The following is a 15530-nucleotide window of genomic DNA, read 5'->3' on the forward strand; positions in this document are numbered from 1 at the left end:
CGATAGGCGCAGGGTGTGGCGATGGCCGATGAGAACCATTTGTAAAAAACAATTACAAAAGAATACAAATCAATCGCATAATTAAGTACTTTCCCCATTGAAGTACGTCAACCATGAGTCTCAAACACTCCAGCCCTGCGCATGGCGGTGCGTCGAGCGGCTCTGTGGCCCGCCGCATTACGCTGCTGGCCATCGCCCTGCTGTCCGTCGTGCTGCTGGTGGTCAGCCTGGCGGTGGCGGATATCACCACCCGCACGGCCCGCAGCCAGGCGGTCGAAGGCGTGGGCAACGGCATCGATGCCGTGAGCGCTTCGCTCGACGCCATGTACCAGGCCAACGTGGGCGTGGTGCGCAGCAACGCCGCCTCGTTCGGCACCCAGTTCTCGAAGGTCCTGCAATGGGACCCGGCCAGTGGTGAACTGCGCAGCAACGCAACGCTGCTCAACGGCTCCAACGACCTCGTCGATGGCTTCGCGCGGATGACGGGCGGCGTGGCCACCGTGTTCGCGCGCAAGGGCGACGATTTCGTGCGCATCGCCACGTCCCTGCAGGACGAGCGGGGCGCACGTGCCGTGGGCACGGTGCTGGACCGCTCCAGCCCCGCCTATGCGAAGGTGAGCCAGGGCGAGTCCTACATCGGCCGCGCCACGCTTTTCGGCCGGCCCTACATGGCGAACTACGAACCGCGCCGCGATGCGTCCGGCCAGATCGTCGGCCTGCTCTTCGTGGGCGTCGATCTGACCATCTTCCGCGAGCAGATCCAGAAGCAGATCTCGGCCCTGCACTTCTTCCAGCACGGCGGCGGTTTCGTGATCGATCCGCGCTCGTCGCCGGAAGAGGCCGTCTTCATCGCCCATCCCACGGCGATCGGCAAGAAGGTGCTGCAGGCCTTTCCGCAGGCGCGCGACTATCTCCAGGCGCTGCAGGACCAGCGTTTCATCGACCCCGCGCCGGCCCTGCTGCCCGTGCAGGGCGCCCACCCCTGGGCGGTGCGCAGCAAGACGCAGTCCGGCTGGTGGGTCGTGGCCGAGGTCTCGGACGACGAGGCGCTGGCGGACCAGCGCAGCGCGCTCTGGGGCGTGTGGGGCGTCATCGGCGGGGCGCTGGTGGTGATGGGCGCGGGCCTCTTCCTCGTGCTGCGGCGCGGCATCAGCCAGCCGCTGCGCGAGCTGACGCAGGCCGTCACCCTGGTGGCCCAGGGCGACCTGACGCAGGCCTTCACCACGCAGCGGCAGGACGAGATGGGCACGCTCATCCGCGAGGTCGAAGGGCTGCGCCAGCGCTACGTGCAGATGCTGCAGCAGGTGCGCACGGCGGTGGACAGCATCACCAACGCCAGCGCCGAGATCGCCATGGGCAACCAGGATCTCTCGGGCCGCACCGAATCCGCCGCGGCCAGCCTGGCGGGCACGGCGCAGAGCATGGAGCAGTTCACCGCCACGGTGCGCCAGTCGGCCGATGCGGCGCGCATGGCGCACCAGCTGGCCACGTCGGCCGGCCAGGTGGCCGAGCGCGGCGGGCAGGTGGTGGGCGATGTGGTGGCCACCATGGGCGGCATCCAGGATTCCAGCCGCAAGATCGGCGACATCATCGGCGTGATCGACACCATCGCCTTCCAGACCAACATCCTGGCGCTCAACGCCGCCGTGGAAGCAGCGCGTGCCGGCGAGCAGGGCCGCGGCTTCGCCGTGGTGGCCAGCGAAGTGCGGGCGCTGGCGGGCCGCTCGGCCGAGGCCGCGCGCGAGATCAAGGCGCTGATCGGCGCTTCGGTCGAGCAGGCCGAGGCCGGCGCGGTGCGCGTGCAGGCGGCCGGCAGCACCATGGAAGAGCTTCTGGGCTCGGTGCGCCGCGTGGGCGACATCGTCGGGGAGATTTCCGCCGCGGCGGCCGAGCAGGCGAGCGGCATTGGCCAGGTGAACGGTTCCATCACCCAGCTCGACCAGATGACCCAGCAGAACGCGGCGCTGGTCGAAGAATCTGCCGCTGCGGCCCAGAGCCTGCGCGACCAGGCCGCGCGGCTGGCCCAGGCGGTGGAGTTCTTCCGCCTCTCGGCCGTGCAGCAGCAGCAGCAACCAGCCGCGTCCGGCCCCGTGTCGGCACCGGCACCGGCTCCTGCGGCCAGGGCTTCGCGGCCCGCGTTGCCGAAATGACGGGGCTGCCTGACCGCTGCGGGAGGCCGGGGGCATGCTCCGCCACGCCTCCACCCGCCTGAAGGGCGCCTGATCCCGCCATGGACTCCCTGCTCCACGTTCCCACCCTGCTGTTCGTCACCGTCGTCGCTTCCGTCGTGGTCGCCGGGGGGCTGCTCGTGGTCGGCGCCAGCCATCGCCGCGAGGGCCTGGGGCTGTGGGCCTTCGGCCTCTTCATGCACGCGCTCGCCTATGTGCTGGTGATGGGGCGGGGCAAGCTGCCCGACCTGCTCTCCATCGTGCTCTCGAACATGCTGGTGTCGGCCGTCTTCGCCTGCCTGCTCGGGGGCATGTACCAGTTCCTGGGGCGGCCGCTGCCCTGGCGCTGGATGATCCCGCCGGTGCTGGCCACCGGCGTGCTGTTCACGCTGTACCTGCAGAGCTACCCGGCGCGGCTGATCGTGAGCGGCATCGTCTTTCCGCTGCAGCTGCTGCTGCCTGTCGCCTTGCTGTGGCGATCGGACGCCTTCCGCCACGGCCGGGGTGCCTGGCTCGTCTTCCTGACCCTGGTGCTGCAGGCCGTGGTGCTGGTGCTGCGCGCCGTGCTGGTCGCCATGGGACTGCTGCCCGGCCAGGGCGTGATGCATGGCGACATCGTCCAGTACCTGATCTTCCTGCTGGCCTTCATCACGGTGCAGGCCTCGTCGTTCGGCTTCGTGCTCATGGCCATCGAGCGCGCAGATGCCGCCAACCGGCGCCTGGCCTCGCAGGACCCGCTGACCGGCGTGGCCAACCGGCGCGCCACCATCGCGGCGCTGGAAGGCGGCGTGGCGCAGTCCGTGCACACTGGCCAGCCGCTGGCGCTGCTGATGGTGGACATCGACCACTTCAAGCGCGTCAACGACGACCTGGGCCATCTGGCGGGCGACCGCGTGCTGTGCGGCGTGGTCGATGTGCTCTGTGGCCGGCTGCGCGCGCAGGACTTCATCGGGCGCTACGGCGGCGAAGAGTTCCTGGTGCTGCTGCCGCGCACGCCGCTGGCGGGCGCGCTGGAACTGGCCCGCCAGCTCTGCGTGGCCGTGGAGCAGGCGCATATCGAGGTCGGCAACAGCGAGCTGCCGGTGACCATCAGCGTGGGCGTGGTGAGCTGCCGCCTGCGGCCGGGCGACCGCTGGGAGTGCCTGATCGACTCCGCCGATGCAGCCATGTACCGCGCCAAGCGTTCCGGGCGCAACCGGGTGGAGTCGGCCGAGTCGGACTGCATTCCCGCTGCGGCCCTGGCGTAGCCCCGGGCCACGCCATCCGCGCCGTCAGCGCCGTCAGCGTGAGCCGCCGCTGCCGCCGGGCAGCCGCCCCGCCGGGGGCTGCGCCTGCGCCAGGGCCCATTCCGCATCGCTGTCGTCCTTGAGCGCCACGCCGGTCGCGCCCAGCCGCCGGGCCTGGCGCATCAGCCAGGCCAGCTTGAAGGCGGCGCTGGCGTAGCTCAGGCCTTCGGCGCGCACGTTGGAGATGCAGTTGCGCTCCGCATCGCTGCGCCCGCGCCGGGGTGCGAGGGTGAGGTAGATGCCCAGGCTGTCGGGCGAGCTCAGGCCCGGCCGCTCGCCGATCAGCATCGCGCTCAGGCTCGCGCCCAGCAGCTCGCCCACCTCGTCGGCCACCGCCACGCGGGCCTGGCGCACGACCACGACCGGCGCCACGGTGGCATCGGCCGGCAGCAGCGGCGCCAGCGCCTGCAGCAGCGGCACGGCGTGGCGCTGCACGGCCAGCGACGAAAGCCCGTCGCCCACCACCACGCACAGCGTGGGCTTCGGGCCTGCGGACTGCGCGGTATGCGCCTGCAGCGCCAGGGCGTCTTCGGGGTGCAGCTGGCGGCCCAGGTCGGGGCGGCGCAGGTAGGTGGCGCGGTCGTCCGCGCGGCTGCGGGCCTGCAGCACCGCGTGGCCGGCGCCGCGCAGCGCGTCGGCCAGGGCCTCGGCATCCAGCGGCGCGTGGATGGCGTCGCGCGCCATGGCGTGCGCCCAGCCGAAGCGCAATGCCTCGTCGGTGGGAATGGCCACGCCGGCGCGGCCCAGGGCGATGCGCGCCGGGGTGGCCTGGCGCCAGCCCTGCCAGGGCATGGCGGTGACGGCGGGCGGCGTGGCGGTGTCCGTGGCTGCGGGCAGGGCTGCAGGCGTTGCCGCTGCGTTGCGGGCTGGGTCGTTGGAATCGTCCATGTCGTTCGCTGCGCTCAAGGGGCGGGCGTGCCCAGCACGTGTGCCAGCGCCAGCGGCGCAGCGCCGTCGCGCAGCCGGCCCTGGGCCGTGGTCAGGCCCTGGCGCTGCAGCCAGGCCTCGAACTCGGGCGCGCGCTGCAGGCCCAGCGTGTCGCGCAGGAAGAGCGCGTCGTGGAACGAGGTGCTCTGGTAGTTCAGCATGATGTCGTCCGCCCCCGGCACGCCGATGAGGAAGTTCAGCCCGGCCGTGGCCAGCAGCACCAGCAGGGTGTCCATGTCGTCCTGGTCGGCCTCGGCGTGGTTGGTGTAGCAGATGTCGCAGCCCATGGGCAGGCCCATCAGCTTGCCGCAGAAATGGTCTTCCAGCCCGGCGCGGATGATCTGCTTGCCGTCGTAGAGGTATTCGGGGCCGATGAAGCCCACCACCGTGTTCACCAGCAGCGGGTGGTAGCGGCGCGCCAGCGCATAGGCGCGCACCTCGCAGGTCTGCTGGTCCACGCCGTGGTGGCCGCCGGCCGAGAGCGCGCTGCCCTGGCCGGTCTCGAAGTACATGACGTTGTCGCCCACCGTGCCGCGCCGCAGCTGCAGCGCGGCGTCGTAGGCTTCGTCGAGCACGGAGATGCTCACGCCGAAGCCGCTGTTGGTCTTCTCGGTGCCGCCGATGGACTGGAACACCAGATCGACCGGCACGCCCGCGTTCATGAGCTGCAGCGTGTTGGTGACGTGGGTCAGCACGCAGGCCTGGGTGGGGATCTCCAGGCCCTGGATCAGCGTGTCGAACATGCGGCACAGGCCTTCGAGCGTGGCCATGCTGTCGGAGACGGGGTTGATGCCGATCACCGCATCGCCCGCGCCCAGCATCAGCCCGTCCAGCACCGAGGCGGCCACGCCGCGCAGGTCGTCGGTGGGGTGGTTGGGCTGCAGCCGCACGCCGATGCGGCCGGCCAGGCCCTGCGTGTTGCGAAAGCGCGTGACCACGCGGCACTTGCGCGCCACGGCGATCAGGTCCTGGTTGCGCATGATCTTGCTCACGGCCGACACCATCTCGGGCGTGAGCCCGGGCGCGAGCGCGGCCAGGGTCTCGGGCGTGGCGGCGTCGCCCAGCAGCCAGTTGCGCCAGTCGCCCACCGTCATGTGGCGGATGGGCGCGAAGGCCGCGGCGTCGTGGCCGTCGATGACGAGGCGGGTGATGGCGTCGTCCTCGTAGGGCACCAGAGCCTCGTTCAGGAAGGTGGCGAGCGGCAGATCGGCCAGCACGTGGCGCGCCGCCATGCGCTGCTGGGCGGTGGCCGCGCCCACGCCGGCCAGGTAGTCGCCCGAGCGGGCGGGGCTGGCATGGGCCATCACCTGGCGCAGGTCGTCGAAGGCATGGCCCTGGCCGCCCAGGGTGGTGTGGTAGCGCATGGCGGGGCTCTTCTGTCGCAGGCTCGTGGTCGGGTCAGGGGGTGGCGGTGTCCAGCATCGCGTCGGGCGCGGCCTCGGCGCGGCGGCTGGCGGTGCGGGCGTAGTAGGCCCAGGCCAGCGCCATCAGCGCGAGGAAGATGCCGGCCAGCACGGTGTTGAACCACACCATGGCGATCAGGCAGACCACGCCCAGCGCCAGGGCCAGCACGGGGAAGAAGGGGTAGAGCGGCGCGCGGTAGGGGCGGTGCATGGCCGGCTCGGTGCGGCGCAGGCGCAGCAGCGCGGCCATGGAGACGATGTACATCACGATGGCGCCGAAGACCGCCATGGTCACGATGTTGGCGGTGAGCGTCTGGCCGCCGAACTGGATCCACTCGTCGCTGAAGATCGCGGCCACGCCGACGGCGCCGCCGGCCAGCAGGGCGCGGTGGGGCGTGTTGAAGCGCGGGCTCAGTTCGGCGAAGGCGCGGGGCAGGTAGCCGGCGCGGGCCAGCGCGAAGATCTGGCGCGAATAGCCCATGATGATTCCGTGGAACGAGGCCACCAGCCCGAAGAGGCCGATCCAGACCATCATGTGCAGCCAGCCGCTGTTGGCGCCCAGCAGCGCCTTCATGGCCTGGGGCAGCGGGTCGTTGATGTTGGCCAACGTGCGCCAGTCGGTCACGCCGCCGGCCATGATCATCACGCCGAAGGCCAGCGCCACCAGCGTGAGGATGCCGGCGATGTAGGCGCGGGGAATGGTGCGCTGCGGATCGCGCGCCTCTTCGGCCGCCATGGCCGCGCCCTCGATCGCCAGGAAGAACCAGATGGCGAACGGGATCGAGGCGAAGATGCCGGCCACCGTGGCGCCGCTGAAGCTGTCGCTGCCGGCCCAGCCCAGGTTGGCGAACTGCGCCCACGACCAGCCGGGGCTGACCACGCCCATGAACACCAGCAGCTCGAAGATGGCCAGCAGCGTGACCACCAGCTCGAACGTGGCCGCGATGCCCACGCCCACCCAGTTCAGCCCGATGAACACCGCATAGGCGCCGAGGGCGATGTACTTGGCGTTGATGGCCGGGAACTGCACGTTCAGGTAGGCGCCGATGGCCAGCGCGATGGCCGGCGGCGCGAAGACGAATTCCACCAGCGTGGCGTAGCCCGCGATGAAGCCGCCCGCCGGCCCGAAGGCGCGGCGCGCATAGGCGAAGGGGCCGCCCGCGTGCGGGATGGCGGTGGTGAGTTCGGTGAAGCTGAAGATGAAGCTGGTGTACATGGCCGCCACCAGCACGGTGGCGACCAGGAAGCCCAGCGTGCCGGCCGTGGCCCAGCCGTAGCTCCAGCCGAAGTATTCGCCGGAGATGACCAGCCCGACGGCGATGCCCCAGAGCTGGAAGGTGCCCAGCACCTTCTTCAGGTGCGGTGCGTGGGCTGTGGGGGCGGATGTGGGTGCCGATGTGTGCATGGGAAACGACCTTGCTGCGTTGAAAGGTGCGATGGGAAGAATTCCCGCCTATTGCATCAACGCGGGGCCTGGCTTGCCTATCCCGATTGGGCAAAGCGCCCCGCAGCGGGCTTTTTTTCCGATCCGGGATAGCGCCATAGGGGTTTGCGCGCGGTATCTGGCGTCTTTCTTGCATCAAATTCGCCACTCCACCCACCGAATGCCCCACGACATGGCTGCCGCGCTCCCCCTTCGCACTGCCTCGGTGCCCCCCGGCCCGGGCCCGCTGCGCTGGCGGGTGCGCGAGAGCGACGACGTGGACGAGCATGCCGACCAGATCTCGGACTGGTCGCAGCAGTACGACCAGCTGCGCGGCGGCCGCTTCGCCGGGCGCGTGCGCGAACTCTGGATGGGCGATCTGCGCCTGCAGGTCTTTCACGAGCACACCTCACAGCCCACCAGCCAGCAATGCGCACCCTGGCAGGGCTCGGTCTGGTTCGGGCTGCCCGACGGCCGCAGCGCGCAGCCGCTGCACTTCTGCGGGCGCGAGCGGCGCACCGATGCGCAGCGCTTCGTGCTGCGGGCACGCGCCAGCGACGGCTTCACGCTGCGCACGCCGGAAGACTTCGGCATCTACGGCGTGGTCATGGACCAGGAATGGCTGCGCGCCCAGGCCGACGCGATGCAGCTGCGCGGCGCGGCCGCGCTGCTGGCCAGCCCGGCGCATGCCGTGCCGCTGGAAAGCGCGAGCCATGCGGCCCTGTGCGCCACCATCGAATCGCTGCTGCGCCTGGGCGAAGACGACGCGCCTGAGTTCGCCGGCACGCCCCGCCACGCAGCGCTGGCGCGGCAGCTGCTCGGCCTGCTGTGCGGCGACGCGCCCGCGGTGCCGGCCGATGCCGCCGCGCCCCAGGGCTCGGCGCAGCGCCGCTTCGCGCTGGTGATGGCCGCGCGCGCCTGGGCCAGCCAGCCGTGCGATGGCGAAGAGGCCCGCGACGTGCCCGCGCTGTGCGAATACTTGCACGTCACCCGCCGCACGCTGCAGAACCACTTCCATGCCGTGCTGGGCCAGCCGCCGGCCGACTTCCTCAAGGCCGTGCGCCTGAACGCACGCCGCGCCCTGCGCGCCGCCGCACCGGGCGAGACGGTGCAGGCCGTGGCGGCCCGCTGGGGCTTCTTCCACATGGGCCACTTCTCGCAGGACTACAAATCCCTGTTCGGCGAAGCGCCTTCGCAGACCCTGCGCCAGCGCGCGGTGCGGGCGCAGTAGCACAATCGGCAGCTTGGCGTGGCGCTCGGGCCGGCACCCGGCCGTCGGGGCTGCCAGTGCCCACGCCCCCGCACGAAAGAGCCGCCCATGAACGCCCGCATCCCCGCTTCCGCCTTCCAGCCGCAAGAGGCCCTCTCCCAGCTCAGCCAGCGCTGGGACGAAGGCATCCTGCCCCAGCTGACCGAATACATCGCCATCCCCGCCAAGTCGCCCGGCTTCGCGCCCGACTGGGAGCAGCAGGGCCTGCTCGACCGCGTGCTGCGCAATGCCGCCCAGTGGGTGGAGGCGCAGAAGGTGCCCGGCCTGAAGCTGGAGATCGTGCGCCTGCCCGACCGCACGCCGGTGCTCTTCTTCGAGGTGGACGGCACCCAGCCGCAGGCCGCCAGCGGCCCCACGGTGCTGATGTACGGCCACCTCGACAAGCAGCCCGAATTCGACGGCTGGCGCAGCGACCTGGGCCCGTGGACGCCGAAGTACGAAGACGGCAAGCTCTACGGCCGGGGCAGCGCGGACGACGGCTACGCCGTCTATGCCAGCATCGCCGCGGTGCAGGAGCTCAAGCGCCAGAACGTGCCGCACCCGCGCATCGTGGGCCTGATCGAGACCTGCGAGGAAAGCGGCTCGCGCGACTTGCTGCCCTACATCGACCAGCTGCGCCCGCGTCTGGGCGAGGTGGCGCTGGTGATCTGCCTGGACTCGGGCGCCGGCAACTACGACCAGCTCTGGCTCACCACCAGCCTGCGCGGCATGGCCAGCGGCACGCTGAAGGTGGAGATCCTCACCGAGGGCGTGCATTCGGGCGATGCCTCGGGCCTGGTGCCCTCGTCGTTCCGCATCATGCGGCAGGTGCTCGACCGGCTGGAAGACTCCGCCACCGGCCGCCTGCTGCCCGCCAGCTTCCACTGCAACGTGCCGGCCGAGCGGCTGGCCCAGGCGCGTGCCACCGCCGCCATCCTGGGCGACGAGATCTACCGGCGCTTCCCGTGGGCGCACTACGACTGCGGCGGCTCCACTACCTTCGCGCTGCCCACCACGACCGAGCCGGTCGATGCGCTGCTCAGGCGCACCTGGGAGCCCACGCTCAGCGTCACCGGCGCCGAGGGCTTCCCGGCGCTGCAGGACGCGGGCAACGTGCTGCGGCCCTACACGGCCTTCAAGCTCAGCCTGCGCCTGCCGCCGCTGGTCGATGCCGCCCGCTGCGTGCAGGAGATGAAGGCGCTGCTGGAAGACAACGCGCCCTACCAGGCCCGGGTGACCTTCGAATCCGCCGGCGCCGCCACCGGCTGGAACGCGCCCGACACGGCGCCGTGGTTCGAGCGCGCCCTCAACGCCGCGAGCACGGCCCAGTTCGGCGCCTCCTGCGGCTACATCGGCCAGGGCGGCACGATCCCGCTCATGAACCTGCTGAGCCAGGGCTTCCCCAAGGCGCAGATGATGGTCTGCGGCGTGCTCGGCCCCAAGAGCAATGCGCACGGGCCCAACGAATTCCTGCACGTGCCCTACGCCAAGAAGCTCACCGCCGCCGTGGCGCAGGTCATCGCCAGCTTGCCGCCGGCGGGTGGGGCCGAGGCTGAGGTCGAGCCGGCCGCGGCCTGAGGTTTCGGGCTTTCATAGGCCGCCAGCGCTTGTCCATCAAGCGCTGATAGCTATCAATAAGATAGCAATCGCCGGCACGCTGCCGGTGCCCGCTCAGTCCAGCCAGCCCTTGGGCCGCTTGTCCGCCTTGGTTTCCACCGGGTTGGCGGTGAGCGACTGCGCCGGGTAGGCGCGCATGAACTCCGCCGCCTTGGCCACCGGAGCCGTCAGCCAGGCGGCCTGCGCGCCTTCGCTCAGGATGGCCGGCATGCGCTTTTCGCTGCCCGGCTGGCCGTAGCGGTGCAGCAGCGCGTGGCTGTTGGCATTCACCGTGAGCAGGGTGAAGCTCTCCAGCGTCTCGCCCTCGGGCCCCGTCCAGCAGGCCCAGAGGCCCGCCACGCCCATGGGCGCGCCGTCGATGCGGGCGATGCGCGTGGCCAGCGGCTTGCCGCCGCCGCGCAGGTCGTCCACGTAGAAGGCCTGCATGGGCACGATGCAGCGCTGGCCGCGCAGCCAGGCATCGCGGAACGGCGTGGAGGTGGTGACGGTTTCCGAGCGCGCATTGACCAGCTTGGGCGCGCGCAGGCGCCCGTCGGAGGCCGACTTCACCCAGTGCGGCACCAGGCCCCATTGCAGCGGCAGCAGCTCGCGGGCGACCGGGGCGGGGGCTGCGGCATCGGCGGGATCGACGGGCGCCGCCTCGTCCGAAGCGGTGGCCGGGGCCGCAGGATCGGCCGGGGCCAGCCGCACGACATAGCCGGGCTGGCGCGGCTTGATGCGGCGCTCGCCCAGTTCTGCGGGTGCGGGCACCTTGAAGACGTCGGCGTAGGCGTCGGGGGAGGAAAGGGCGTCGTAGCGGAGCGTCATGCGCGGATGGTATCCGGCAGCGGGCCTGGGTTGCGCCCCGTTGGCTGCAGAAGGGCTTTGCGCCGGGGCCCGGCGCTCTTGTTTCGATAGTGGAAAAGGAGCGGGCGGCAGCCCGCCCGACCGCCGGTCAGTCCGCCCAGACCACGCGGTCGCGCCCACCGGCCTTGGCCGCGTAGAGGGCGAAGTCCGCCCGCTCCAGCGCGGCTTCCAGGCGTTCGTCAGCGCCCACGCAGGCCACGCCCATCGACACGGTCACGCGCAGCGCGGGCAGTTCGGGCCGCACCGTGCGCGGCTCGGCCACCTGCAGGCGCAGCCGCTCCAGCAGCGTTTCGGCCTCGGGCCGGGTGGTGTCGCAGAGCATCAGCACGAATTCCTCGCCGCCCCAGCGCGAGAGGATGTCGGTTTGGCGCAAGGCGTTGCGCGCCGTGTGCACGAACGACTGCAGCGCCAGATCGCCCACGGCATGGCCGTAGGTGTCGTTGACCACCTTGAAGTGGTCCACGTCCAGCTGCGCCAGCAGCGGCTGCCGCTTGCCGCGCTTGGCCCGCAGCACCTCGTGCCGCATCAGGTCGAGCATGTGGCGCCGGTTGGGCAGCCCGGTCAGCTCGTCGTGCGTGGCCTGCTGGCGGATCTGTTCGAGCGCCAGGGCCAGTTCATGGCGCTGGCGGCGCAGGCGGTTGCGCTTCATCTGCATGCGCTGCGTGAGGAAGGTGCTGCCGATCAGCAGCACCACCACGATGAGCCCGTAGCTCGCCGACAGGCTGGGCCGCTGGCCGTAGTAGCCGCGCCAGTCCACCGACAGGATGGCCAGGGCGAAGAGCGCCAGCGCATAGCACATCACCCCCAGCATCTGGCGCGCCGTGAGCCCGAACATGCCGAACATCACGATGATGGCCAGCATCGGCAGCGCCAGGCCGCGCGCGGGCACGGCCAGGATCACGAAGGCCATGGCCGTGCAGGTGATGCCGTAGAGGATCTGCGGGCCGGTGAGGGAGGGGTCGGCGAAGCGCAGCGCGAAGCCGCTGCGGATCAGCCCGAAGATCACGAACATGCCGGCCATGCTGAGCATGGTCCACGGGCCCACCAGCCGCGGGTCCGCCAGGCCGGCCCGCGACAGGATCTGCATGGTCAGGATGCCGCAGAACATCAGCATGTTGGCCAGCCCGCACATCGTCAGGCGGTGCCGCTGCTGCCATTCGGTGGTCAGCACGACATCCAGCACCGCATGCCAGACGCTGGCGAGGCGGTTGCGGGCAATGGTCGGCTGCTGCGCCTCGGTCAAGGCCGGATCCTGTTCTGATGGGGGCGGACGAGGGGGGCGCCGGCACGGTTCGCTGCCAGGCGTGGCGCAGGGCCTGCGGTCTGCAGGGGCCCTGCGCCTGGGTCTGAATCTCTGGACTTCGGCATTTCAGCCCCGGGCTTGAGCGCAAGTGCGCGCCGCGATACCGTTCGCCCCGGGTGCGTGGGCGAAGGCCGGCGGCTTGGCCTGCCCTGGCAGGGCGGCAAGCGCCCTGAGGGGTTGGGTCGGACGAGGACAGCCGCCGGCATCATTTTTTTCAGTGGGCCGTTAACAAGAAAGTGTTTTAAGTCGCATTTATTAACAAATTATGCCTTCCGCTGAAAAAAATCTATCAGCCAATGGCTCGAAATCGCCAAGAACCCGTTCGTTAGGAGCTGTTCCAGCCCTTTACGGGCGGAAACGCCCCCTCCGGGCAGGCGCCTGGTGCGGCGCTTGCCCGGTTTCGGAGGGGGCGGAAGGGGGTTCGAGACGCCTGATGGCGATCAGGGCGCCGATGCAGCGGTTGGCCCGCTCAGGAAGGCACCGGCTCCAGCACCGGCACGCCGCGCCGCTGCGCCACCGCGATGGGCGGCGCCCAGCGGCTGCCCTTGGGCTTCTTGCTGGTCACCAGGGTGATCTCGGCGGGCTCGAAGACTTCGAGGTTGTGGGTGATGGGCGTGGTCAGCACGTACTGCGCCTGCGTCGAGCGCAGGAAGTGCCCCACCAGCTGGATGTTGCGCACGTCCAGGTGGGCGAAGGGCTCGTCGATGAAGACGAAGCCGCCCGAGGCGCTTTCCTCGTCCTTGAGCAGGCCCACCAGCAGGATCAGCGACTTGATGACCTGCTGGCCGCCCGAGGCCTCGCCGTCGTTCAGGCCGATGCTGCCCTTGCCGTCGAAGGCGAACTGCACCTTCAGGCCCGCCTGGGCGAGCACGGTGTCGTCGTTCTCCAAGAGGGGCAGCTCGGCCGCCACTTCCACGCCGGCGAGGGCGCCCAGCTCCTGGATGTTCTTGCGGTAGCGGCGCACGGTGCTGCGCAGCACCTCGATGTAGCTCTCGCGCGCGTTCATCACGGCCGTGCCGGCCTGGACGTTCTTGACCTGGTGGTCGGCCAGGCTCGCGGCCTGCTCGCGCACCGTGATGTCCATGCGGCGGTGGCGCTCCTCGACGGTGGGGTCCTGCTCCCAGCTGCCGTGCTCCAGCTCCTGCTCCACGGCCTGCAGGCGCAGCCGGGCCTGGGTGTCGTTGACGAAGTCCTCGACCAGCGAGGCGATGGTGGCCGGTGCCACCCAGCGGGCCGGAAAGCGCGTGCGCTGGGCCCGGCTGCGCTCCACCGCGCCGGCCTGGGCGCGGCGGCGGGCCGTCCAGTCCTGCGCGGCGCGTTCGCTCTCGCCCCGGGCGCGCTGCAGCTCCTTTTCGAGGCGCTGGTGCTCTTCGGTGAAGGCGCGGTGGCGTTCCTGGGCGCGCCCGGCGTCGGTGTCGAGCCGCTGCCAGCGCTGGGCGGCGGCGATGCGGGCCTGCCTGGCGGCGGGCAGCTCGGCGCGGGCCTGGGCGAATTCGTCGCTGCGGCGCGCCAGCTCTTCGGCGGCGCTGTGGCCTTCCAGGGCGCGGCGGGTGTCGGTGATCTGGCGCTTGACGGCCATGAGGCGGTCCAGCACGGGCGCGAGCTGCGCGTCGATCTGCGCCAGGTCGCGCTCGGCGGCCGAGCGGCGCGCGTGCACGGCGGCGGCACCGAACTGGTGGTCGCGCGGCTCCACCCACATGGAGCGGGCGCCGCGCCCGTCGTGCATGTAGGCCTGCGGCGTGATCCAGCTGCCGCCCAGGCGCTTGCCCTCGCGCGGGTCGGCCACGCAGCGCAGCTGCTGCAGCTGCTGCACCAGCCAGCGCGGCACGGGCGCGGTGAAGCGCACATGGGCCAGCAGCGTGCCGGGCTCGCCGCGCAGCACCTTCTCGCCGGGGCCGACGATGTAGTGCCGGAAGCGCTCGCGCTCGCCGATGTCGTAGGCCTCGGCGAGGTCGCTGTCCTTGTCGAGCAGCGTCACCCAGCGGTGGCCGCGCAGCACGCCTTCGATGGCGGCGCGCCAGGCTTCGTCGGCCACCTCGACCACTTCGGCCACGAACTGGTGGCCTATGCCCTGGGCCGCGAGGCGGCGGCGGAACTGCTGCACCTCCGCGGGCTGCGGCGGCAGCTGCTGGCCTTCCAGCGCCTTGAGCGCCTCGCCGGCGAGCTTGCGGCGCTGCTGCAGCACGCTGCGCTCGTCCTGCGCGGCGGCTTCCTGCTGCTGCAGGTCGGCCAGGTGGGCCTGCAGCTCGTCGGCGTTGCTGCCCTTGTCCACCAGGGCCAGAAGCTCGGCCTCGCGCCGGGCGATCTGCTCCAGCGGCGATTCGTGGCGCGTGGCGGTGTCGAGCTGGGCGCGGGCCTCGTTGCGCTCGGCCTGCAGGCGCTCGGCATCGGCCTGGGCACGGGCGCCTTCATCCAGCAGGTGCAGGAGGCGCTTGTTCTGGATGGCCTGCTCGGCCAGCGCTGCGCGGTGCTGGCCCTTCTGGCGGCGCAGCTCGCGCGATTGCCGGGCCAGCCCTTCGCGCTCGCCGTGCCAGGCCAGCACGGGCAGCACTTCGGTGGCCAGGCGCTCGCGCTCGGCCAGCTTGAGCTGCCAGGTCTTGTAGCTGCTCACGCGGTTGTGCAGCTCGGTGAGCTGGGCGCGGGCGTGCTGCAGCTCGCCGTCGGCCTGGGCCATTTCGCGCACCAGCTGCTGCTGGTGCTCGCGGGCCTGGTCGTAGGCGTCCAGCACCTGCTGGTCGCCGAACACGTCGAACACCAGGCGCAGCAGCTCGCGCGGGCTGAATTCGCACAGCCGGTCGGTCTGGCCCTGCTCCAGCGACAGCACGCGGGCGATGGCCGGCGAGAGGCCGGCGGCCGAGAGCACCCGGCCCCAGGCTTCCACGCCCATGAAGCCGAGGTCTTTCTCGGGCGTTGCCTGCAGCTGCTCGATGCTGGCGTCGCCTTCGAGCAGGCAGTAGCGGCGCTGCCAGTCGCCGCCGTTGCGGTCGATGCGGCAGGCCAGCGTGACCTGTTCGGTGTAGATCAGCCGCCGCGCGAACGGCCGGCTGGAGGTCTGGCGGCCCTGCGGGCGGTTGTCCACCACGGCGCGCAGCCAGGCGGTCTGCGCGCCGGCATGGCGGGCGTAGGTGCGCCAGTCGCGCGGCGACGAGCAGCGCAGGCCCAGCAGCGTGCGCATGGCGTCCAGCAGCGTGGTCTTGCCCGAGCCGTTGGGGCCGGCGATGGTGATGATGGAAGCATCCAGCGGCAGGGCCACGCGCTGGCAGTAGTCCCAGTGGACGAGTTCGAGGGTCTGCAGGTGAAACAAGGGG

10 protein-coding genes are annotated in these 15530 nt (G+C 71.1%); 4 read left to right on the forward strand and 6 right to left on the reverse strand.

All coding sequences use genetic code 11. The features are described 5' to 3' along the window. Positions 1-113 precede the first annotated feature (113 nt). Both BM070_RS03260 and BM070_RS03265 read left to right on the forward strand, forming a co-directional pair. Entirely contained in the window at positions 114-2150 is a 2037-nt protein-coding gene (locus BM070_RS03260) for a methyl-accepting chemotaxis protein (protein ID WP_092937555.1), read from the forward strand. 80 nt (positions 2151-2230) lie between these two features. Beyond that, entirely contained in the window at positions 2231-3415 is a 1185-nt protein-coding gene (locus BM070_RS03265; protein ID WP_092937557.1) for a GGDEF domain-containing protein, read from the forward strand. 33 nt (positions 3416-3448) lie between these two features. Here the strand turns inward: BM070_RS03265 and eutC are convergent, their stop codons facing one another. Genes eutC through eat form a run of 3 tightly spaced genes read right to left on the reverse strand, consistent with a single transcriptional unit; the run spans position 3449 to position 7189 of the window. Next, positions 3449-4342: an ethanolamine ammonia-lyase subunit EutC gene (eutC, locus tag BM070_RS03270; RefSeq protein ID WP_092937560.1), complete on the reverse strand. Its 894-nt coding sequence runs from the start codon at positions 4340-4342 to the stop codon at positions 3449-3451. A gap of 14 nt (positions 4343-4356) precedes the next feature. Beyond that, a complete protein-coding gene (locus tag BM070_RS03275; protein WP_092937562.1) occupies positions 4357-5745 on the reverse strand; it encodes an ethanolamine ammonia-lyase subunit EutB in 1389 nt (462 codons plus the stop codon). Positions 5746-5779: 34 nt separating this feature from the next. Then, positions 5780-7189 (reverse strand): ethanolamine permease, encoded by a 1410-nt coding sequence (gene eat / locus BM070_RS03280; RefSeq protein WP_092937564.1) that lies wholly within the window; start codon positions 7187-7189, stop codon positions 5780-5782. A gap of 211 nt (positions 7190-7400) precedes the next feature. On the opposite strand from eat, the gene BM070_RS03285 reads away from it, so the two are divergent. Further along, positions 7401-8438, forward strand: a complete 1038-nt coding sequence (locus BM070_RS03285) for a helix-turn-helix domain-containing protein (RefSeq protein ID WP_092938115.1) — start codon at positions 7401-7403, stop codon at positions 8436-8438. An 87-nt stretch (positions 8439-8525) separates the two neighbouring features. Next, a complete protein-coding gene (locus BM070_RS03290; protein ID WP_092937566.1) occupies positions 8526-10034 on the forward strand; it encodes a M20 family metallopeptidase in 1509 nt (502 codons plus the stop codon). Between the two features lie 93 nt (positions 10035-10127). On the opposite strand, the gene BM070_RS03295 is transcribed toward BM070_RS03290, so the two are convergent. From BM070_RS03295 to BM070_RS03305, 3 genes are all read right to left on the reverse strand, one after another. Continuing rightward, on the reverse strand, positions 10128-10880 hold the full coding sequence (locus tag BM070_RS03295) for an SOS response-associated peptidase (RefSeq protein ID WP_092937568.1): 753 nt from the start codon (positions 10878-10880) through the stop codon (positions 10128-10130). A 127-nt stretch (positions 10881-11007) separates the two neighbouring features. Next, a complete protein-coding gene (locus BM070_RS03300; RefSeq protein WP_245785092.1) occupies positions 11008-12162 on the reverse strand; it encodes a GGDEF domain-containing protein in 1155 nt (384 codons plus the stop codon). A 529-nt stretch (positions 12163-12691) separates the two neighbouring features. Continuing rightward, positions 12692-15526: an ATP-binding protein gene (locus BM070_RS03305; RefSeq protein WP_092937570.1), complete on the reverse strand. Its 2835-nt coding sequence runs from the start codon at positions 15524-15526 to the stop codon at positions 12692-12694. Positions 15527-15530: the final 4 nt, after the last annotated feature.

The organism is Paracidovorax wautersii (assembly GCF_900113035.1).
Classification (GTDB): domain Bacteria; phylum Pseudomonadota; class Gammaproteobacteria; order Burkholderiales; family Burkholderiaceae_C; genus Paracidovorax; species Paracidovorax wautersii.